General features: G+C 66.7%; 18 protein-coding genes and 1 pseudogene. 7 read left to right on the top strand and 12 right to left on the bottom strand.

Annotated features, from left to right (window positions below):
• The first annotated feature begins 16 nt into the window (after positions 1–16).
• Positions 17–1,045 (top strand): tripartite tricarboxylate transporter substrate binding protein, encoded by a 1,029-nt coding sequence (locus AC3FMM_RS08530; RefSeq protein ID WP_488686431.1) that lies wholly within the window; start codon positions 17–19, stop codon positions 1,043–1,045.
• A 49-nt stretch (positions 1,046–1,094) separates the two neighbouring features.
• Here the strand turns inward: AC3FMM_RS08530 and AC3FMM_RS08525 are convergent, their stop codons facing one another.
• The 9 genes and pseudogenes from AC3FMM_RS08525 to AC3FMM_RS08485 all read right to left on the bottom strand — a co-directional run bounded on the left by AC3FMM_RS08525 (position 1,095) and on the right by AC3FMM_RS08485 (position 11,146).
• A complete protein-coding gene (locus AC3FMM_RS08525) occupies positions 1,095–2,162 on the bottom strand; it encodes a porin (RefSeq protein ID WP_488686430.1) in 1,068 nt (355 codons plus the stop codon).
• A gap of 61 nt (positions 2,163–2,223) precedes the next feature.
• Positions 2,224–3,486, bottom strand: a pseudogene (locus AC3FMM_RS08520) (malic enzyme-like NAD(P)-binding protein); the annotation flags it as partial.
• Between the two features lie 85 nt (positions 3,487–3,571).
• Positions 3,572–4,249, bottom strand: coding sequence for an orotate phosphoribosyltransferase (locus tag AC3FMM_RS08515; RefSeq protein ID WP_116314747.1), 678 nt, complete (start codon positions 4,247–4,249; stop codon positions 3,572–3,574).
• Between the two features lie 14 nt (positions 4,250–4,263).
• Complete coding sequence (gene aspA / locus AC3FMM_RS08510) at positions 4,264–5,685, bottom strand: aspartate ammonia-lyase (protein ID WP_488686429.1); 1,422 nt, start codon at positions 5,683–5,685, stop codon at positions 4,264–4,266.
• A 31-nt stretch (positions 5,686–5,716) separates the two neighbouring features.
• The gene (gene pyrC / locus AC3FMM_RS08505; protein ID WP_116314046.1) at positions 5,717–6,760 is read right to left on the bottom strand and encodes a dihydroorotase; all 1,044 of its coding nucleotides are present in this window, start codon (positions 6,758–6,760) and stop codon (positions 5,717–5,719) included.
• Entirely contained in the window at positions 6,757–8,028 is a 1,272-nt protein-coding gene (locus tag AC3FMM_RS08500) for a hydantoinase/carbamoylase family amidase (RefSeq protein WP_488686546.1), read from the bottom strand. Before AC3FMM_RS08500 ends, pyrC begins: the two co-directional genes overlap by 4 nt.
• A 16-nt stretch (positions 8,029–8,044) precedes the next feature.
• A complete protein-coding gene (locus AC3FMM_RS08495) occupies positions 8,045–8,995 on the bottom strand; it encodes a dihydroorotate dehydrogenase (RefSeq protein ID WP_116314047.1) in 951 nt (316 codons plus the stop codon).
• A complete protein-coding gene (locus tag AC3FMM_RS08490; protein ID WP_116314048.1) occupies positions 8,988–9,836 on the bottom strand; it encodes a dihydroorotate dehydrogenase electron transfer subunit in 849 nt (282 codons plus the stop codon). Before AC3FMM_RS08490 ends, AC3FMM_RS08495 begins: the two co-directional genes overlap by 8 nt.
• A 71-nt stretch (positions 9,837–9,907) precedes the next feature.
• Positions 9,908–11,146 (bottom strand): MFS transporter, encoded by a 1,239-nt coding sequence (locus tag AC3FMM_RS08485; protein ID WP_115713807.1) that lies wholly within the window; start codon positions 11,144–11,146, stop codon positions 9,908–9,910.
• Between the two features lie 241 nt (positions 11,147–11,387).
• Here AC3FMM_RS08485 and AC3FMM_RS08480 point away from each other — a divergent pair, with 241 nt between their 5' ends.
• Entirely contained in the window at positions 11,388–12,269 is an 882-nt protein-coding gene (locus tag AC3FMM_RS08480; RefSeq protein ID WP_115713806.1) for a helix-turn-helix domain-containing protein, read from the top strand.
• Between the two features lie 32 nt (positions 12,270–12,301).
• The gene (locus tag AC3FMM_RS08475) at positions 12,302–12,628 is read left to right on the top strand and encodes a hypothetical protein (RefSeq protein WP_115713805.1); all 327 of its coding nucleotides are present in this window, start codon (positions 12,302–12,304) and stop codon (positions 12,626–12,628) included.
• Positions 12,629–12,737: 109 nt separating this feature from the next.
• Here AC3FMM_RS08475 and AC3FMM_RS08470 read toward each other — a convergent pair whose 3' ends face one another.
• Positions 12,738–13,451 carry a GntR family transcriptional regulator gene (locus AC3FMM_RS08470; RefSeq protein ID WP_326346489.1) on the bottom strand — a complete coding sequence of 238 codons (714 nt, stop codon included), beginning with the start codon at positions 13,449–13,451 and terminating at the stop codon, positions 12,738–12,740.
• A gap of 136 nt (positions 13,452–13,587) precedes the next feature.
• On the opposite strand from AC3FMM_RS08470, the gene AC3FMM_RS08465 reads away from it, so the two are divergent.
• The 4 genes from AC3FMM_RS08465 (at position 13,588) to AC3FMM_RS08450 (ending at position 18,108) form a co-directional block, all read left to right on the top strand.
• On the top strand, positions 13,588–14,313 hold the full coding sequence (locus tag AC3FMM_RS08465; protein ID WP_488686428.1) for an alpha/beta fold hydrolase: 726 nt from the start codon (positions 13,588–13,590) through the stop codon (positions 14,311–14,313).
• 36 nt (positions 14,314–14,349) lie between these two features.
• Positions 14,350–15,624, top strand: coding sequence for an iron-containing alcohol dehydrogenase (locus AC3FMM_RS08460; RefSeq protein ID WP_115713803.1), 1,275 nt, complete (start codon positions 14,350–14,352; stop codon positions 15,622–15,624).
• A gap of 158 nt (positions 15,625–15,782) precedes the next feature.
• The gene (locus AC3FMM_RS08455) at positions 15,783–17,162 is read left to right on the top strand and encodes an MFS transporter (protein WP_115713802.1); all 1,380 of its coding nucleotides are present in this window, start codon (positions 15,783–15,785) and stop codon (positions 17,160–17,162) included.
• Positions 17,163–17,301: 139 nt separating this feature from the next.
• Positions 17,302–18,108, top strand: a complete 807-nt coding sequence (locus AC3FMM_RS08450) for a sterol desaturase family protein (RefSeq protein WP_116314054.1) — start codon at positions 17,302–17,304, stop codon at positions 18,106–18,108.
• A gap of 32 nt (positions 18,109–18,140) precedes the next feature.
• Here the strand turns inward: AC3FMM_RS08450 and AC3FMM_RS08445 are convergent, their stop codons facing one another.
• Positions 18,141–19,997 carry an ABC transporter ATP-binding protein gene (locus tag AC3FMM_RS08445; protein WP_115683534.1) on the bottom strand — a complete coding sequence of 619 codons (1,857 nt, stop codon included), beginning with the start codon at positions 19,995–19,997 and terminating at the stop codon, positions 18,141–18,143.
• A 125-nt stretch (positions 19,998–20,122) separates the two neighbouring features.
• A complete protein-coding gene (locus AC3FMM_RS08440; protein WP_115713799.1) occupies positions 20,123–21,151 on the bottom strand; it encodes a tripartite tricarboxylate transporter substrate-binding protein in 1,029 nt (342 codons plus the stop codon).
• Between the last annotated feature and the right edge of the window lie 100 nt (positions 21,152–21,251).

Raw genomic sequence — 21,251 nt, 5'->3', positions numbered from 1 at the left:
ACGATACGGAGACGACATGAACAAACCGACATGGATCCAGCGCTGCCAGGCAGGCGCAAAGGCCGGCAAACTCAGCGTGGCGGCGGCCGCGCTTGGCATCCTGGCCACCACGATGGCCGCACCGGCCGCGGCGCAGAATACCGGCTGGCCCAACAAGCCGATCCGGATGATCGTTCCCTTTCCGGCGGGGTCGTTCACGGATACCGTGGCCCGGGTTCTTTCGGAGCGGCTGACCAAGTCCCTCGGCCAGCCTGTGGTGGTGGAAAACAAGGCGGGCGCGAACGGACTGATCGGCGTGGGCGAGGTCGCCAAGGCTGCGCCCGACGGCTATACCTTGCTGGTGACCAACTCCAGCAGCATCACCATCAACCCGCAGATCTACAAGAAGGGCACCTATTCGCCGAAGGACTTCACGCCGGTCACCCTGGTCCTCGAGGCGCCTTTCATCCTCGTCACCAACCCTGACTGGTCGCAGAAGAACGGGGTCGGTTCGGTGCCGGAGCTGGTGCGCTACGCGACGCAGCATCCCGGCAAGGTCAGCTATGGCTCGGCCGGGCCGGGCAATATCGCGCATCTCAGCTTTGCCATGCTGAACAACCGCACCAGGATCAAGACCACGCACATTCCGTACAAGTCCGCGGCACAGGCGCAACTGGCCGTGATCAGCGGTGAGCTGGATACTGCCTTCGATACGTGGACGGCGCTGCCTCAGATAAAAGCGGGCAAGCTCAAGCCCCTCGCCGTCAGCGCACCGAAGCGCATGGCGCAGTTGCCGGATGTGCCAACGCTGGAGGAGCTTGGCATCTCGCCCTTCGACGTGACCTTCTGGATCGGCATGCTGGTACCGGCCGGCACGCCGCCGCAGATCGTCCAGAAGCTCCATGCGGTCGCGCAGGGGCTGCTCGAGGACAGCAAGGCCAAGACAGCGCTGGGCCAGCAAGGCGATGTCGTGATGCTAGATCCGGCCAATTTCGCGAAGCGCGTGGCAAGGGAGGAAGGCAACTGGACGGCGGTGATCCAGCGCGAAGCCATCACGCTCGATTGAGCCGGCAGACGGCGCGGCGGGAGTGGCGGATTCCGCGGCGGTAATGACCCTAGAACCGATGCCGCATGCCGGCCCCTATGGTCCCGGCATGCGGCCGCCCTGTTACGCGGTCATAGAAATACGCGGCATACAGATCGGTCCGCTTTGACAAGTTGTAGTCATAGGCGATGCCGGCCGTATGCCGGCTCATTCCCGCCACATCGTTGCGTGTGTTGCCATAGGCGTAGGAGGCCAGCACACTGCCCGCCCCGACCGGAATCGACGCGCCGACCTGGCCGTTCGCATGCCGGATATCGCCCTGGGCGCCGTTGATGGCGGTGCGGATGTACTGTGCCTGCCCGAACAGCTTGGCGACCCCGAAGTCATAGGTCACGCCCAGCTGCGCCGCCGTCTGCTTGTCGAAGCCGGCGAGGGCCGCGGGCGCTGTCACGTCGCCGGGGACGGTGTTGAACCTGACCTGCTGGAAGGCGGCCGTCGCGGCGAAGGCGCCGTTGAACCAGGTTAGGTTGCCGCCCCATTTGTTCTGGCCGTTGCTGCCCGGCTGCTCGCCAAACGCGTAGATCAGGTTCACCGTCAGGCCGCCGGCGGTTGGCGAGGAGTACACGACCGAGTTCGACCATCCGGAGTCACCGATGATCCCGGGATCGAACACGCGTCCATCGGTCGCCGTCCTATAGGTATGGAAGATCGACGGTCCAAAGTTGTAGGAATCGACCAGCGGATTGAACAGGATCGTCGACAGGAAATATGGCGTGGTATTGCGCCCGAGCCGAACCGTGCCGTACTTCGATGATTGCAGCCCGGCATAGGCGCTGCGGGTCAGGAAGCCGTCGCTGTCGGAACGGCCGAAGCGCCCCGTGTCGACGCGGTAGAACCCGTTCAGGTCGAATATCGCCTTGAGCCCGTTACCGAGATCTTCGGTGCCGCGCATGCCCCAGTAGGAAGTCTGCATGCCGCCCGCGCCGACGATGGCCGTGCGCTCGCCGCCCGAGGCGCGGGTGCTGCCGACGAAGGCGTCGACCTGGCCATACAGGGTGACGCCGGATTGGGCCAGGGCCGGGTGTCCAAGGCTCGCGGCCATGGCGGCCGCTGCCAGGGCCGAGTGTTTTCGTTGCATGGTCTCCTCCAGCTTGTTTTCAGTTGGTGTGGTGTGGAAAAACTTGCCGGCGGCGCGCCGCCAGGTGCGCGCGATAGGCCGCCATGTCCTGGATCGGGCGTCGCGCCACGCCGGCGTCGGCGGCCGCCTCGGCCACTGCCGGTGCCAGGCGGGTGATCAGGCGCGGATCGAACGGCGTAGGGATCAGGTAGTCGGGGCCGAATACCAGGGACTTGCCGGGGTAGGCGGCGGCGACTTCAGGCCCGGGCGCCTCTTCGGCCAACGCAGCCAGCGCGTGTACGCAAGCCAGCTTCATCGATTCGGTGATGGTGGTCGCACCGACATCGAGCGCGCCCCGGAAGATGAACGGGAAGCACAGCACGTTGTTGACCTGGTTGGGGTAGTCGGAGCGGCCCGTTGCGATCAGGCAGTCCGGTCGCGCCTGGCGCGCCGCTTCCGGGCGGATTTCAGGTTCGGGGTTGGCCAGGGCCAGGATCAGCGGCTTCTCGCGCATGCCGCGCAGCATGGCAGGCTTGAGCACCCCCGCACTGGAGCAGCCCAGGAACACGTCGGCATCTTCCAGCGCCTCGCCCAGGGCTCGCGCTGCGTAGACGGCAGGTTCCTGCGCGAAGCGGCGCTTGCTGGGATCTAGCGCTTGCCGGTCCGTCAGGATGACGCCGCGCGAATCCAGCACGGCGATGTGCCCGCGCGGCAGCCCAAGGCTGACCAGCAGGTCCAGGCACGCCAGCGCGGCGGCGCCGGCCCCGGAGCACACCAGCCTGACGCGGTCGATCGACTTGCCGGCCACCTTGAGGCCATTCAGGATCGCCGCGGCGGCGATGATGGCGGTGCCATGCTGGTCGTCGTGGAACACCGGGATCTGCATCCGCTGGCGCAGCGCCTGTTCGACCTGGAAGCACTCCGGGGCCTTGATGTCTTCGAGGTTGATGCCGCCGAAGGTCGGCTCCAGCATCGCGATGGCTTCGACGAGCTTGCCAGGGTCCGTCTCCGCCAGCTCCAGGTCGAACACATCGATATCCGCGAACAGCTTGAACAGGCAGGCCTTGCCTTCCATGACGGGCTTGGCGGCGAGCGGCCCGAGGTTGCCCAGTCCGAGCACCGCCGTGCCGTTGGTGATCACGCCGACGAGGTTGTTGCGGGCGGTGTAGTCCCGGGCGTCCAGGGGCTCGGCGTGGATGGCCTCGCAGGCGGCGGCCACGCCAGGCGAGTAGGCCAGCGCCAGGTCGTGCTGGTTGCCGAGGGGTTTGGTCGGCGTGACCGAGATCTTTCCGGGGGTTGGGGTGCAGTGGTAGGCGAGGGCGCTTTGCTTGAAGGCGTCGTCCATGGTGGGTTCGGGGAAATTTTGGGCAAAAGGGGGCCACCGCCCGTGATGACGGGCGAGCGGCCGGCACACAATCCGTTGTTGAGGGCTACGCGGCGATGCCGCCGTGCCTGCCGGACCAGCCCGGCGGATCGGCCAGGAAGGCTTGCAATCCGGCCAGGTCGGTGTCGGCGACGTCCCCGCACCCGCTTAGTGCGTCGAGGACCTCGCGCCACGTCGCCAGCGCATGGACGGCTGGCTGCCAGCGCGACAGGACCGCTTGCGTCGGGAAGGTGCCGTAGTCGAACAGGACCAGCAGGTCCCGCACCACGGCGCCGGCCTCAGACAGTGCGGCGCAGAAGACGGCCTTGGACCGTCCCGCTGCCATCATGTCGTCGACCAGCAGCACGCGCTCGCCCGTGCGGATCTCGCCGACGATCTGCGCGCTGGGCCCGATGCCGCGCGCTTCCTTGCGCACGTAGACCATCGGCACGTCGAGCAGCTCGGCCACCCATGCGGCGTACGCGATGCCGCCGGATTCCGCGCCGGCGACCACGTCGATGCCGTCCAGGCGGCCGCGCTCGCGCAGCAGCTGCACCCCGCGCTGCACCAGCGCGCGGCGCAGTGCCGGGTAGGAGATCAGCCGGCGGCAATCGATATAGACCGGGCTGGCCCACCCCGAGGGCAGGCGAAAAGGTTCGTCGCCGCGAAAGCGGACGCAGCCGGCCTCGACCAGCGCGCGGCCGACGGACCCCTGCAGCGTCGGCATGGTTCGATGTTGGGGCATGAGGACGCTCTCGTTCATGGCTTGCCGCCGAGCTTGTCGGCACGCGGCCGGATCAGGGTTTCGGGGCGCAAGGCCTCGTCGAGCGCCTCGGCGGACATCAGGCCGCGTGCCAGCACCACTTCGCGGATGGTGGTGCCCCTGGCATGGGCCTCGGCGGCGACCGAGGTCGCGTTCTTGTAGCCGATCACGGGATTGAGCGCCGTGACCAGCGCGATCGAGCGCTCGATGGTCTCGCGCAGGCGTTCGGGGTTGGCGGTAATGCCGTCGACGCACTTGTGCGCCAGCGTCAGGCAGCCGTTGGTCAGGTGGCGGAAACTGCGGAGCAGGCTGGCGGCAATCACCGGTTCGAAGGCGTTGAGCTGCAACTGGCCGGCCTCGGCGGCAAAGGTGATGGTGGTGTCGTTGCCGAACACTTCGAAGGCGATCTGGTTGACCACCTCCGGAATGACGGGGTTGACCTTGCCCGGCATGATCGACGAGCCCGCCTGCATCGGCGGGAGGTTGATCTCGCCAAAGCCGGCGCGCGGCCCGCTGGACAGCAGCCGCAGGTCGTTGCAGGTCTTGGACAGCTTGACGGCGATGCGCTTGAGCACGCCCGAGATCTGCACGAAGGCACCGCAATCCTGCGTGGCTTCCACCAGGTTGGGCGCGAGGCACAGGTCGATGCCGGTGATGCGGCGCAGCGCGGCCAAGGCCTTCGGCGCGTAGTCGGGGTGTGCGGTGATGCCGGTGCCGATCGCGGTGGCGCCCAGGTTGATCTCGCGGATCAGCAGGGCGCTTTCGCGCAGGCGCGCCATGTCTTCTTCGAGCATGACCGCGTAGGTCGAGAACTCCTGCCCCAGCGTCATCGGCACCGCATCCTGCAACTGGGTGCGGCCGAGCTTGAGCAGGCCGGAGAATTCGTTCGACTTGCGTTCAAACGCCGCGCGCAGGACTTCCATCGCTTCGAGCAGGTGCTCGATGGCAAAGTACGTGGCAATGCGCAATGCCGTCGGATAAACGTCATTGGTGCTCTGCGCCATGTTGACGTGCTCGTTGGGATGCAGGAAACGGTATTCGCCCTTGCCGTGCCCCATGTGCTCGAGCGCCCGATTGCAGATGACCTCGTTGGCATTCATGTTCGTCGACGTGCCGGCTCCGCCCTGGATCGTGTCGACAATGAACTGGTCGTGCAGCATGCCCTCGCGCACGTCGTGGCAGGCGGCCAGGATGGCGTCGCGCAGGTTCGCGGGCAGCAGGCCAAGTTCGGCATTGGCCTCGGCCGCGGCCTGCTTGACCGAGGCGAGCGCAATGATCAGCTCCGGCCACGACGAGATGGGCGTGCCGCTGATCTGGAAGTTCTCCCAGGCCCGCAGCGTGTGGACGCCGTAGTAGGCGTCGGCCGGCACCTGGCGTTCGCCAAGCAGGTCGGCTTCGGTGCGATAGGTATTGGTCATGGTGATGGGATCCGATTAGGGTTGGCGTGGGCTAGGCCAGCATCCATGGCAGCGTCTCGCCGGCGAGGAACTGGCGGATGCGCCGGCCGTCCGGCAATTCGACGTGCTGCGGCACGTGCATGGGGCTGCGGTGTAACGTGATCGTGTCCTGGTTCGGCGGCATGCCGTAGAAGCGCGCGCCGTTGTCGCTGGCGAAGGCCTCGAAGCGATCCAGGGCATGCTCCTCCTCGAACACGGTCAGGTAGGCCTGCAAGGCGACCGGCGCGCTGAAGATCCCCGCGCAACCGCATGCGGATTGCTTGGCTTCGGTATCGTGCGGCGCCGAGTCGGTGCCGAGAAAGAACGCCGGCGAGCCCGAGGTCGCGGCACGGCGCAGCGCCAGCCGGTGTCGCTCGCGCTTCAATACCGGCAGGCAGTAGTAGTGCGGCCGGATGCCGCCCGCGAACATGGCGTTGCGGTTGAACATCAGGTGCTGCGGCGTGATGGTGGCGGCCAGCCTGCCGCTGGCGTCGCGCAGGACGAAGTCGGCCGCCTCGGCGGTGGTAATGTGTTCCAGCACCACCTTCAGGCGCGGATAGCGGGCCAGCAGGGGCCGCAGCGTGGCCTGCAGGAACGCTGCTTCCCGATCGAAGACATCGACCGCCGGATCGGTGCTTTCGCCATGGATCAGCAGCGGCATGCCGATGTCCTGCATGACCGCCAGCACGCCCGCAATACGGTCGATCGACGTCACGCCGTACTCGGAATGGGTGGTGGCGCCGGCGGGATACAGCTTTGCGGCGGCAAAGGCACCGGCGTCGAACCCGTCGCGGATCTCCGCCGCAGCAGTGGTGTCGCACAGGTAGCAGGTCATCAGCGGGGTGAAGGCGGATCCCGGCGGCAATGCGCCAACGATACGTTCACGATAGGCGATGGCCGCCTGCGCCGTGGTAACCGGCGGTTTCAGGTTGGGCATCACCACGGCGCGGCCGAACTGGCCGGCGGACGCCGGCAGCACCGCGCGCAGCAGGTCGCCGTCGCGCAGGTGCAGGTGCCAGTCGTCCGGACGGCGGATGGTCAGGGTCTGCACAGTCATGGCTGCCTCCCGGCGCGGATGCTTTCGAGTGCCCGATACATGACTTGGGTGCCGAGCATGAAATCGTCCAGGTCCATCGCTTCGTCCGGGTTGTGCGAGCCGTGCTCGTTGCGCACAAAGAGCATGGCGGTGGGGATGCCGGCATTGGCAAACAGCGCGGCGTCGTGTCCGGCGCCGCTCGGCACCATTTCAGTCGGCAGCCCTGCGCCGGCGCACGCGTCGCGCAGCAGGCCAGACAGCGCCGGGTCCATCGTCGCCGGGGCCGATTCGACACGGCGGTCGAATTCGAAATGCACGCCGCGGTCGCGGCTGATGGCCTTGCACTCCGTGCGCAGCAACTGGTAGAAGCCTTCCAGCGTGTCCACGCTCTTGCTGCGAACCTCGAAGCTGAATTCGACCTTGCCCGGAATCCGGGAAATGGAATGTTGCGCGGGGTCGGTGGACACCACACCCGTGGTCACTACCAGGTCCATGCCGCGCTCGAGCAGCACCTTCCAGTGTTCGTCGAGCCGCGTGATCAGCTCGGCCACGGCGAACATCGCATCCTTGCGCAGCCAGCGCGGCACCGCGCCGGAATGGCCGGGTTCGCCGAGGCAGGTAATGCGGTTGTGCCGGATGTTCCCGCGAATTCCGGGCACCACCGCCAGCGGCAGCTTGCGGGCCACCATTACCGGGCCCTGTTCAATATGCAGTTCCAGGTATGCCGCGGCTGCCGCACGGTCAAACAAGGGCTGTTGTGCCGCAATGGCCTCGACGTCGGCACCGACCGCGGCCATGCAATCGGCAAGTGTCTTGCCCGAACTGCGGTGCTTCAGCGCGAGGTCGTCCGCGCCAAGCTTGCCCAGCGCGGCGCCCGATCCCATATAGGCCTTGCCGAACCACGCGCTTTCCTCGCCCCGGAAGGCGATCACGCGCAGCGGTGCGGCGCCGGACCCGCCTTGCGCCTTGCGTGCGATCAGGCACAGCAGGCCGGCGACGATCCCCGCCAGGCCGTCGAAGTTGCCGCCTTGCGGCACAGAGTCGACATGCGAGCCGACCCACGCGGCCGGTGCACGAGGGTCTTCATCGGGCAGGGCGAACACGAGGTTGGCCGCGCGATCGCTCCGTACGTCCAGCCCGTGCTGCCCGGCAAAGCGCCGCAGGTGGTCGGCCGCGGCCGATTCGCCGGCGCCATAGCTGTCGCGGGTAATGCCGACGCCGTCGAACGTCAGCGCGCCGATGTCGGCGAACAATTGTTCCGCCAGCGGCTTGAGTTCCAGGATATCCATGGACATGTCCGGTTGCTCAGCCCGACTGCTGCGCGAAGCGCAGCCAGCGGTCGCTGAGTTGGCGGTCGAGGATCACCTGCCCGGTCAGGTCGCGGATCGAGGCGATGCCGGCTTGCTCGCAATACGCATCGAGCCCGTCGATGATCTTCTGCATGATGCCGGGATCCCTGAACGAGGCCGTGCCGACCTGGATCGCCGACGCCCCCGCCAGCATGAACTCGATCGCGTCCTCGGCGCTCTGGATGCCGCCGCAGCCGATGATGGGGATGCGCACGGCGCGATAGCACTGGTGCACCAGCCGCAGGGCAATCGGCTTGATCGCCGGCCCGGACAGGCCGCCCATGACATTGCCAAGCTTGGGCTTGCGCGTGCGGATGTCGATCGCCATGCCGAGCACGGTGTTGCCCATCACGATCGCATCGGCACCGGCTTCCTCGGCCGCGCGCGCGACTGCGGCGATATTGCCCGCGTTAGGCGTCAGCTTGACCCAGAACGGATGCCGGGTGCGGCGGCGAATCGCGGAGACGGCCTTGTAGGTGGTCTCGGGCAACATGGCAAAGGCCATGCCGTCGGCTTCCAGGTTGGGGCATGAGATATTGGCCTCGATCACGGCGACTTCCGGCAACGACATCTCTTCGCAGGCGGCGCCGAACTCTTCGGCCGTATCGGCGGAAATCGACACGACGACGGGCGTGTCGTATTGCGTATAGGCGGGCAGGACTTCCTGGCGGTAGTAGTCGAGTCCCTTGCTGGGAATGCCGATCGAATTCAGCATCCCGCTGAAGGTTTCCGCCACGCGCGGGGTGGGGTTGCCCGCGCGCGACCTGGGCGAGACGCTCTTGATGACCAGCGCGCCCAGCCGCTTGAGATCCATCGCCTCGCGGTACTCGATGGCGAAGCAGCCGGATGCGGGCATCACGGGGTTGCGCAACGTCAGGTCGCCAACCCGTACAGTCAGATTAGCCAAATTCCACCTCCCCAACCACTTCGCGAATCTTGAAAACGGGACCTTCGCGGCAGACGCGCAGGAACTGCTTGTCGCCATCGCAATCGAACAGCCGCACGCACGACAGGCACACGCCCATGCCGCAGGCCATGCGCTGCTCCATCGCGACCTCGCCCTGGACGCCAGGGTGATCCTCCAGTACCCGCTGGAGCAGCATCAGCAGGCGGTGCGAGCCGCAGGTGTAGACCGCATCGGGACGTTGCGTGTCGATCAGGCGGCGGGCCAGGGCCTCGACCGCCTCGACCGAGGAGGTGCCGTCGGCATCGAACACGGCGTGCACCTCGGCGCTGGCGCCGCGCAGGAACTCTTTTTCCATCAGGTCGGCCGGGCTGCGTGCCGACATGATCGCGGTGATGGCGGTGCCGGCGTCGGCAGCCTGGCGGATCAGCGGCGCCATCGTCGCCAGCCCGACGCCGCGCGCGACCACCAGAATGCGCCGGAACGAGGGCTCGAACGTGAACGTGTTGCCGAGCGGGCCGACGATGTCCAGATGGCCGTCGACCGGGAGCGTGGCCATCGCGCGTGTGCCAATGCCGGTGACGTTGTAGAGGAACTCGATGCGCCCGCTTTCCGGGCCGGCGCCATAGACGCTCATCGGCCGCAGCAGGAAGGGCTGGGCTTCGGCGGTGGCGGGACAGCTGAGCTGGTAGAACTGTCCCGGCCGGGTCATCGCCGCGAGCGGGGCCTCCGATTCGAGCCGGATGTACTTGTAGCGCTGGTTGACCCAGGCATGTTCAACGATTCGACAGCGATAGGAGGCTACGGTAGCCGCGGAATCCGCGCTACACACGGTGGCACACATGTTGGTAACTCCTGAGGATGGCGCTGCGCCGGGCGGCGCAGCGGAGCAATGGCTGGTGCGTGGTTCCGGCGTTATTCCAGTTCCACGCCCTTCAGTTCGGGGATCAGGAAGACGGTGGCGATCATGTCGATCACGTAGATGCTCGCGAGCAGTGCGATCGCCAGCTGGAACGAATACGCCGCGGCGATGGCGCCGACTACGATGGGCCCCAGCCCGCCGACGGCGCGCCCGATGTTGAACAGCACGTTCTGTGCGGTGGCCCGTGCCGCGGTCGGGTACGCTTCGGAAATCAGCGCGCCATAGCCGCCGATCATGCCGTTGACGAACATGCCCATGACGGCGCCGGCCCACAGCATGGTCATGGGATCGGACAGCCTGGCATAGGCCAGCACCATTGCCACCGCGCCGGCCTGGAAGATCAGGAAGGTCGGCTTGCGGCCGATGCGGTCGGCCAGGTGGCCAAAGACATAGACGCCGATCATCATGCCGACGATGGTCACCGAGGTCCACAAGGCCGACTTGGTCAGCGAAAAGCCCAGCGCCTTGGACAGGTAGGTGGGCAGCCAGATCATGATGCCGTAGTAGCCGAAGTTCTGGACCGAGCACAGGATCACGATGCCCAGGCTGGTGCGAGTGGTCTTGCCATCCGCGACCAGCAGCCTGAATGCATTGGGCTTCTTCTCCGTGCGTGCGCTGCGCACGAACACTTCGGGCTCATGCAGCCGGTTGCGGATGAACCATGCCACCAGCGCCGGCAGCACGCCGATCACGAACATGCCGCGCCAACCCACCAGCGGCAGCAGCAACGGCGTCAGCAACGCCGCCATCAGCACACCCGATTGCCAGCCCAGCGCGACATAGGACGACACGCGCGCGCGCTTGCTCGCGGGCCACGCCTCGGCGGCCAGCGCCATGCCGATGCCGAACTCGCCACCGAGCCCGATGCCGGCAATGGTCCGGTAGACCAGCAGGTCCCAGAAGCCCTGGGCCAGGGCACACATGCCCGTAAATACCGCAAACAAGACGATGGTCCACGTCAGCACCCTGACGCGGCCATAGCGGTCGCTCAATGCACCAAAAATGATGCCGCCGGCCACGGCCCCGACCAGCGTCCACGTGACCAGCGCACCGGACTGGCCGGTGGTCAGCAGAAGCGAGGCACTGATCGCCGGCAGCATGAAGCCCAGGATCAGAAGGTCGAACCCGTCCATGGCGTAGCCGATGGCGGAGCCGGCCAGGGCTTTCCACGCGTACGGCGAAGTCGGCGCCTCCGTCGCGGCGACCGGTTGGGTGAGGGGCTGGCTTGTCATGCTGTCTCCATTTTTAGACTGAATGGGTCTCAAAAAGCACTACGCCGCTTTCCTCGTGGCGAATGGCACAAAGGATCGACGAGGCATCAGTGAAAATCTATTTTTTTAGACTATGCGGCCTCGCGCGGCATGGCAAGCGTTTTTCCGGTATTTCCGGGTTTTTCCCTACACCCCGCAGCGACGGATGTGCGCCGCGCCGGCACCATGCTATAGTGACATCAATCTAATTATTGAGACAGACATGGAACGTCGCGCCACCGGTACCGGCGGGATCGATTTCGAGGCACTGGGCGCGCGGCTGCGCGCCTACCGGCTGGGCGCGCAACTGCGGGCCGAGCAGATTGCCGAGGTGCTGGGCATTTCCCGCGCAGCGGTATATCGCATGGAGAAGGGCGAGATCGTCAAGATCGAGACGCTCGAGCGCCTGGCCGGCATCCTCGATACCTCGCTGGAATCGCTGCTCGGCGCGGGCACGGAATACTACCCGTCAGCCATCGCCTACATCGAACGCATGCGCCAGCTCGAGCAGGGCGCCACCCGGATCCTTGCGCACTTCGAGCCGATTTCGTTCCTGCTGACCTCGCCGGACTATGACCGCTTTCTGGAGCAGATGCTCAGGGAGAGCGGCGACAACGACGACGGCCGCATCCAGGCCGTCATGGCCTTGCTGCGCGAGCGCAAGGAATCGTATGCCTCGCACCCGGCGCCGATCCTGAGCCTGATCGGGCTGCGCGAGCTTGAACGCTTTGTCCATTTCGGGCTGGTCGGCCGGATGGACCTGCCCCCCGCGACGCGCATGGAGCGATCGCTGGCGGCGCGCGCGGAAGTGGAGCGCATCGCGGTGTTGTTGGAACAGCAGCATGCGGGAATGCGGATCGGCATCGTTAACGAGAGCATGCCGAATGCCACGTTCCAGATCTTCGAGCGGCCGACCGGCTCTTATGTGGCCATCAGTCCGTTCCGCTTCGGCGAATTTCCCAATATTTCGGCGGGCATCGCCTCGGTGACGGCCGCGCCGGAAGCGGTATCGCTTTACACAAACATGGTCGAGGCACTCTGGCAACGCGCCTACAAGGGCCCCGATGGTGCCGGACTGTTGCGGCGCATGCTGCAGCAGGTCTGAGCGGTTCGTTTTTTTCCCCTGAGAGACTATCCATGGACTTCAAGACGGTTACAGAGCAGTTTGCCAGCAGCGTGCCGGGGACGGACGCATTCCTCAAGGTCAAGGAGCAATCGCTGGCCCTGATGTCCGCCGATCCGGACCACGCCGCCGCGTACTTCCTGGTCTACGGTTTTGCGCGGTCGTATGTGATCCTGCATGACGACGAGGGGATTACCACCGATGTGGCCAATGCCGCCCAGGCGCAGTTGCTGGGCTATATGCGCTCGATCGAGCAGTCGCTTAGCGGCGGGGACAAGGAGCTGCTGGGCGCGATGAACCGGATCGTCCTCGACTATGATGGCCGGCGCCAACTCTTTTGAGGGCCGGATGGGGCTTGTCAACGGTGGGGCCGGGCAGTCCTGACTTCGCCAGCCAGTTCTTCGGTGCGGCTACGGTGGCTGGGGCGGAAATGAGTGCCCGCCCTGCGACCTATCGATAGTCCCCCAGCACCGTCGCCCGCGTGAACTCCTCGATATTGTCCAGCAGCGCGTCGAGCGCGGTGCCGGCGCCATCGACCTCGCCGCGCGCGATGGCCGAGGCCACCGCGGCGTGCAGCTTCGACATGGTGGGCAGGTCCGCGGCTTCCTTGTAGTGGAGATACCAGAACCGCCGCGACAGGCCATGCATCAGCCGCATGGCGCCCTCGGCAAATTCATTGCGCGCCGCCACCAGGCAAAGTTCGTTGAATTCACGATCGGCGCGGACGAAGGCGACATCGTCGCCGTTGCGTGAGGACTGTTCGAATTCCCTGGCCAGCCGCTTGAAATGATCGCGCTGCTCGGGCGTCGCGCGCCGCGCGGCGCTGCGGCAGATCAGGCGTTCCACCTCGCGGCGGGTCTCGAGCAGGCGCAGCTGCCTGCCGACGTCGATCGGGGCGATCAGCAAGCCGCGCTGCGGCAGCACCATGATCAGGTGCTCGCGCGCCAGCCGCTGGATCGCTTCGCGAATGGGCGTGCGCCCGATGCCGGTCATTTCGCTCAGCTGCAGCTCGGATACCGAACTGCCCGGCGCCAGCTGCAGCGTCACGATCGCTTCCTCGATCTGCTCGTAGGCCAGGTCGGTCAGCTTGCCGCGCTGGCTGGCTGCCTCTTCAGGCTCTGGTGCCGCGGCGGCGCGCGGGCGGGTAGCGGTTTTTGCGTTCATGGCCAAGGGTTTGAGAGCTCGGAAGCCCATTGTATATGAGCCATACGCAGCTTCTGTACACAGGTGTCCGCAGGCTTGCGCATGCCCTGCTTTCTGCTATTATCCTACTAATATATTAGATGTGTGCGGAGGCGGCATGGCGGACGATGACGTACTGGTCGTAGGGCAGGGGCCGGTGACGGTGGTCGCCCTGCATGGCATCCAGGGCACGCGCGACGCGTGGATGCCGTTGGCGCAACAGCTCGTCGATCGCTGTACCTTCGTCCTGCCCAACCTGCCGGGGCGCGGCAAGGCGATGCCACCGGCCGATGCCCAGGCTTGCTCGCTCGATGCCGGTGCCGAAGTGCTGCGCCGCACGCTCTGCCAGTTCGTGCGCGGCCCGTTCGTGCTGGCCGGATGGAGCCTGGGCGTATCGGTGGCGCTGGCTTATCTTGCCGGTGCACGCAAGCACCCGGAACAGCCGATGCCTGCAGAGCTTTTGCTGGTCTCCGGCACGCCGCGGCTGAACGCGGTGCAATGGTTCGATGCCGCGACCAGCGAAGCATTGCTGGAAGCCATTGCCATGCGCGAACGGCGGCTGGGGCTGCGCGAGGCAGCGGACCATCGCACCGTGGCGTGGACCTGGCAGTCGATCCGCCACACCGACCAGCGTGCCGCGCTGGCACAGATACGTTGCCGGACGCTGGTCATCCACGGCAGCGAAGACGACGATTGTTCGCTCGCCCACGGCGAGATGCTGGCCAACGGCATTGCCGACGCCGAACTGCTCGTGCTCCAGGGCGCCGGCCATGGCGTGCTGACGCAACGCATGCGGGAGATCGCCCGCCATCTGCGTGCACGCTGGCCGGCGCAGCTGGCATAGCGCCCGACCAGCCGAAATCCCCCCAAAGGAGACAGCATGAGAGTGGAAGACCTCGTATATTTCTGCGCGCCGGCGCGGCTGGTCATGGGCGCTGGATGCCGTACGCAGCTGCCTGCGCTGTTGCGCCGGCTCGGCTATCGCCGTGGCCTGCTGGTGACGGACACGTTCTTCACCGGTGGCACACCGTGGGTGGATGAACTCGTCGCCGGCGCCCGCGCGCACGGCGTCGAGCTGCTGGTCTATGACGGCGGCATGCCCGATCCCACCACCACGCTGTGCGATGCGGCCACGGCGGCCGTGCGGGAGCGGCTCGGCGGCGCGCCGCTCGACCATGTCATCGCACTGGGCGGCGGCAGCAATATCGACCTGGCCAAGGCGCTGTGCCTGACCCTGCCTGGCGGCAAGCCCGTGCGCGCCTTCCTTGGCAGCATCGACGCCGGCACTCCGATCCTGCCGCTGGTCGCGATGCCGACCACGGCCGGCACGGGCTCGGAGGCGACACCCGGAGCGATCCTGGTCGATCCGGACAACGCGACCAAGGTGGCGGTCATGGACAACCGGCTGCGCCCGGCGGTGGCGCTGGTCGACCCCGAATTCACCTACACCTGTCCGCCGCGGGTTACCGCGGATGCCGGCATCGACGCGCTGACCCATGCGATCGAGTCCTGCCTGACGCTCGATTCCGCCAGCTTTGACCGCGGCGGCGAAGCGGACCCCGGCTACAGCGGCCGCAATGCGCTGACGATGCTGTTCGCGCACGAATCGATCCGCCTGTGCGGCCGGTACCTGTTGCGCAGCTACCAGGACGGCACTGACCGCGAAGCGCGCATCGGCATGAGCTACGCCAGCGTCTATGCGGCGCTGTCATATGGCAGCGCGGGACTCAACGCCGTGCATGGCATTGCCTACGCGGTCGCGGGCCTGACGCACCTGTCGCATGGCACCACCAACGCGGTGATGCTGCCGTACGTGCTCGATGCGCTGGCCGACGTGCGCCGTGAGGAATTGCTGGCGATGGCCCGCCTGCTGGACGTCTCCGACTGCGATCCCGATATCGCCGTGGCACGGGTGCCCGGCGTGGTGCGCGAACTGGTGGCAGCCGTTGGCTTGCCGACAACGCTCCAGGCTTGCGGCATCGGGCAGGGCGACATCGATGCGCTGGTGCGCGATGCACTGGCTGTCACGCGCCTGGCCAAGGCCTTCCCCGTGCCGGACGTGCCCGCGCGCTATGCCGCCATCGTCCGCAATGCGTGGGCGGGCACGCTCTCGGCTGAAACGCACGCTCCGGCGCAGCGGCGCCGGGTGGCGTAGTGCGCTGACAGGGGATTTATCCGGCGCTTTCCTCGCTCGTGCCGCCAGCGGCTGCCTGGCCCTGGCGGTAAACCATTACTTGCACATCAGAAATGTGCAACTAATATATTACAAAGCGCGCCACCACAGAGCGCGTCTCATTGACACAGGAGACAACCATGGACATGTCTGCAGGCGCCCTCAGGCTGGAGGCCGGTATCGCGGCGCGACTGGAACGATTGCCGATGACCGGCTACCAGCGCTCGCTGTTCGGCATCATCGCCACGGCGTGGTTTTTCGATTCGATGGATCTGGGCCTGATGACCTTCGTGCTGGGCTCGATCAAGGCGGAGTTCGGCCTGAGCGCGGCGCAGGCCGGCCTGCTGGCCAGTTCCAGCTTCCTCGGCATGTTTTTGGGCGCGGCCATCGCCGGCCTGCTGGCTGATCGCTTCGGCCGCAAGCCGGTGTTCCAGGTCAGCATGATCTTCTGGGGCGTGGGCAGCCTGATGTGCGGGCTGGCGGACAGCGTGACCTCGCTGATGATCTATCGCGTGCTGCTCGGGTTCGGCATGGGCATGGAGTTTCCGATCGGCCTGTCGATGGTGTCGGAAATCGTGCCCGCGAAGAGCCGCGGCAAGTATGTCGCGATCCTGGAGGGCTTCTGGCCGATCGGCTTTATCGCGGCCGGCGCGCTGACCTACCTGCTGCTGCCGGTGATCGGCTGGCGCGGCATCTTTATCGCGCTGGCGGTGCCGGCGGTGTTCGTGTTCGTGGTGCGCCGCATGGTGCCGGAGTCGCCGCGCTGGCTGGAAGACGTGGGCCGCAAGTCGGAGGCCGATACGGTGATGGCCGGCATCGAGCAGCGCGTGGAACGCGCCTCGGGCCGTCCGCTGCCGGCGGTGTCCGCCACCTTCGGCGGCGCGCAGGCGCCGAGCCGCAAGGCGCGCTTCATGGAGCTGTGGAGCGGCCCCTACGCGCGCCGCACCGTCATGCTGTGGTCGGTCTGGTTCTTTGCACTGCTGGGCTACTACGGACTGACCACGTGGCTCGGGGCGCTGCTGCAGCAAGCGGGCTACGCCGTGACCAAGTCCGTGCTCTACACGGTCTATATCTCGCTGGCCGGCATTCCCGGCTTCATCTTCTCGGCATGGCTGCTGGAAAAGTGGGGCCGCAAGCCGACCTGCGCGCTTATGCTGATCGGCAGCGCCGTGGCCGCGTATGCCTATGGTCAGGCGGCCGTGCACCGGCTGCCGGTGGAGCAGTTGATCGCCGCGGGTCTGTGCATGCAGTTTTTCCTGTTCGGCATGTGGTCGGTGCTCTATGCCTATACGCCGGAACTGTACCCCACACGCTCGCGCGCGACCGGCTCCGGCTTTGCTTCATCGGTCGGCCGCATCGGCTCGCTGGCAGGACCCTACCTGGTCGGCGTGCTGCTGCCGGTGGCGGGGCAGGGCGGTGTCTTCACGCTTGGCGCCCTGTCCTTTGCGGTGGCGGCAGCGGTGGTCCTGCTGCTGGGCGTCGAAACCCGCGGCAAGGCGCTGGAGGAAGTCTCGCATTAACGGTTCGACGCGGGTTCGCCGCGCGGCGTCCCGCCGCGCCTGCATTGGCGCCCCTGGCCACCAGGGGCATTTTTTGGGTCGCCGCATTTTTATATCCAACTGATATGTTAGTGCGGCGCGGATTGACGGAGATGCAATCATGATGACGGAACGCCAACGCAAGTTCAGGGAGCAATACAAGGCCGATATCAGCCCGCTCTACAACGGCCTGCTGCATATCGTCGTGATTTACGGCGTCGGCACCGGCGCGCTGTGGTGGGCCATCCAGCAGCTGCACGACGTAACCTGGGAGTGGGCGCTGATCCTGCCGGTATTCCTGGCGGGCAACTTCGTGGAATGGTTCATGCACAGCTATGTCATGCACCGCCGCATCGACGTCTTCGCGCTGCGCGCCATCTATGAGCGCCACACGCGCCAGCACCACCAGTACTTCACCGACCAGGAACCCACCATCGACACCACGCGCGAATTCCGCATCGTGTTCTTCCCGTGGCGCGTGCTGGCAACGCTCGGCGTGGGCGGCGGTGGCCTGGGCTACCTGGCATCGCTGATCTTCAATGCCAACGCCGGCTACTTTGTCTTCATCACCATGGTGGCGCAGTACCTGATCTACGAGACCTTCCACTATTGCTGCCATGTGCACGACAACTGGTTCGTGCGCAACATGCCCTTCATCAATACGATCCGGCGCCACCACACCGCCCATCACAACATGGGCATCATGATGAAGTACAACATGAACCTGACGTTCCCGATCGCTGACTACATCATGGGCACGTCCGACCTGCGCCGCGGCCTGCTCGGGCACCTGTTCAACGGCTACAGCGAAGCGCACGTCAAGGAAGAGCTGAAGCCGATCATCCGGAAATTCCGCACCGACCACTCGCGCGTGACGCTGGACGGGCCAGTGCTCGATGAAGACGAACGCCGGGCCATGGCCGCCTAGCCGCTCTGCGTGCCTGCCGATCGCCCGCCGCGCTACTCCACCGAGTCCGGCACCTCCTCCTGCTCTTCCCCCAGGAAGCCGCCGCTCTGGTGCCGCCACAGCCGCGCATAGGTGCCGTTCTTCGCCAGCAGTTCGGCATGCGTGCCCTGTTCGATGATGCGCCCCTGGTCCATCACGATCAGGCGGTCCATGGCGGCGATGGTGGAGAGGCGGTGGGCGATCGCGATCACGGTCTTGCCCTCCATCATCTCGTCGAGGCTTTCCTGGATCGCGGCCTCCACTTCCGAGTCCAGCGCGCTGGTGGCTTCGTCCAGCAGCAGGATGGGCGCGTTCTTGAGCATCACGCGCGCAATCGCGATGCGCTGGCGCTGTCCGCCCGAGAGCTTGACCCCGCGTTCGCCGACCAGCGTGTCGTAGCCGGTGTGGCCATGCTGGTCGCTCAGCTGGCGGATAAAGTCATCGGCCTGGGCGTGCACGGCGGCGTGGCGGATTTCCTCTTCGGTGGCGTTGGGGCGGCCGTAGGCGATGTTGTCGCGGATCGAGCGATGCAGCAGCGAGGTGTCCTGCGTGACCATGCCGATGGCGCTGCGCAGGCTGTCCTGCGTCACCCGGGCGATGTCCTGCCCGTCGATGCGGATGCGGCCGCTGTCCACGTCGTAGAAGCGCAGCAGCAGGTTGATCAGCGTGGACTTGCCCGCGCCGGAGCGGCCCACCAGCCCGATCTTCTCGCCGGGACGCACGGTCAGGCTGAGGCCGTCGAGCACCTGCCGTTCGCCGTTGTAGTTGAAGCGGACCTGGTCGAATTCCACTTCGCCGCGCCGGATCTGCAGCGCCGGCGCGCCCGGTGCGTCCTGCACCTTGGCCACGTGCGTCAGCGTGGCAATGCCATCCTGCACCGTGCCGATGTTCTCGAACAACGAGGCCATCTGCCACATGATCCAGTGCGACATGCCGTTGATGCGCAGCGCCATGGCCGTGACCGCGGCCACCGCGCCGGTGCCGATCTCGGCCCCGTGCCACAGCCACAGCGCATAGCCGCCCGCCGCCAGGATCAGCGCCACCACCAGGGCCTGGTTGACGATCTCGAACTGGCTGACGAGACGCATCTGCCGGAACCCGGTTTCCTTGAAATCCTCCATCGCCGCGCGCGCGAAGTGCGCCTCGCGCCGGGTGTGCGAGAACAGCTTGACGGTGGTGATATTGGTGTAGGCGTCGGTGACGCGTCCGGTCATCGACGAGCGCGCATGCGCCTGCTCCTGACCGACCTTGCCCAGCCGCGGCACGAAGTACAGCATGGCCAGGCCGAACAGCGCGATCCAGCCGATGAAGGGCAGCATCAGCCGGAAATCGAAGCCGCCCGCCAGCGCGATGATGGTGATGAAGTACACGCCGATGGCGAGCACGATCTCGATGAAGGTGAACAGCACCTCGCGCACCGCAAGCGCGGTCTGCATGACCTTGGTGGTGACGCGCCCGGCGAACTCATCGGAGAAAAAGGACAGGCTCTGCCTGAGCATCAGCCGATGGAAATCCCAGCGCAGCCGCAGCGGCAGGTTGATCGCCAGCACCTGGTGCTGCACCATGGTGCGCAGCGCCACCAGCCCGATGCTGGTCACCAGCACGATGCCGATCCCCCACAGCACGCGCTGCTCCTGTGCCGAGGCTTCGCGGTTACCCTGCCACGCCGCCAGCAGATCCACCACTTGCCCGAGGAAGGAGAACAGCCACGCTTCGTAGATCGACACGCCGGCGCTCAGCAGCGCCAGCGCGACGAAGTAGCGGCGGGTGCCGCGGGTGCAGGCCCACAGGAAGGCCGCCAGGCCCTTGGGTGGCGGCGGTGCCTCGTCGGGAGGGAAAGGATCAAGCAGACGTTCGAACGCGCGCAGCACGGGGTCCTCCGAAACGGCAGAAGGCCCGCGATCCAGCCGGCATGCGGACCGGGCGGCCTTCTTCGGTGCGAGGCGCAGATTCTACCCCCGTAAGCGCGGTGGTGCAGGGCGTGGGCGGGCCGCGCCTATTCCGCGACGATCTTGCGTTCCACGGCGATGCGCTTCCACTGCGCAAGGTCCTGCTTCATGCGCGCGCCGAACTCCGCGGGCGTCGCGGCCAGCGGGCGCGAGCCGTCCGGCTCCAGGATCGCGCGCACCTCCGGCGACGCGGCGATCTCGGCAAGCTCGCGATTGAGCCGCTGCACCAGCGCCGCGGGCGCGCCCGCCGGCGCCAGCACGCCAACCCAGATCTCGATGCCATAGCCCGGCACCGACGCGGCCAGTGGCGGCAAGTCCGGAAACGCGGGATTCGGCGCCGCGGAGGTCACCGCCAGCGGCCTGACCTTGCCGGACTTGATCTGCGTGGCGATCGAGCTGTAGTTCGACATCATCACGTCGATCTGCCCGGCGGCCAGGTCGATCAGCGCGTTGGCCGCGCCCTTGTACGGCACGTGCATCATCTGAACCTTGGAGGTGTCGCACAGCAGTTCGGTGGCGAGCTGGCCGAGCGACCCCACTCCGGCCGAGCCATAGCTGATGGCCCCGGGCCTGGCGCGCGCCGCGGCGACGAGATCGGCCGGCGTGCGGATCGACCGGGATGCCGCGCTGGTGGACGACACCGCCAGCAGCAGCGGACCGTCGGCCACCAGCGCAACGGGTGCGAACGCGGCCAGCGGGTCATACGGCGAGCGCGCCTGCGTGGCGGCAGCGGTCAGGAAGGTCGACGACGTCAGCAGCAGCACGGAGCCGTCGCGCGGCCCCTTGGCCACGTAGTCCGCGCCCAGCACGCCCGCCACACCGGGCCGGTTCTCCACGATCACGGTGTTGCCCAGGCGTTTCGCCAGCGCCGGCGCGATGGCACGCGCGATCACGTCGTTGCTGGCGCCCGCCGAGAACGGCACCACGATGCGCATCAGCGGCGGGACCGTGGCTGCATGCTCGGGCGGCGCAGCGGTGGCAGGCAGCGGGGAGGCGGCCATCGCCGCCGCGGCCGCCGCTGCGGGCAGGCGGCATGCCAGCCGGTGCCAGATGCGCTTGAAACAGGTCTTGTCCATACGTCGTTCCGGAAATCGTCGTGTTGCAGCAAGCCAGCGCGGCCACGCTGCGGAAGCGGCCGGCGCGCGGCCCGGACCACCCGGGACCACGGCACGCCGC

The sequence above is a fragment of the Cupriavidus sp. 207A1 genome (assembly GCF_057798955.1).
This window is presented reverse-complemented; position numbering and strand designations above follow the sequence as displayed.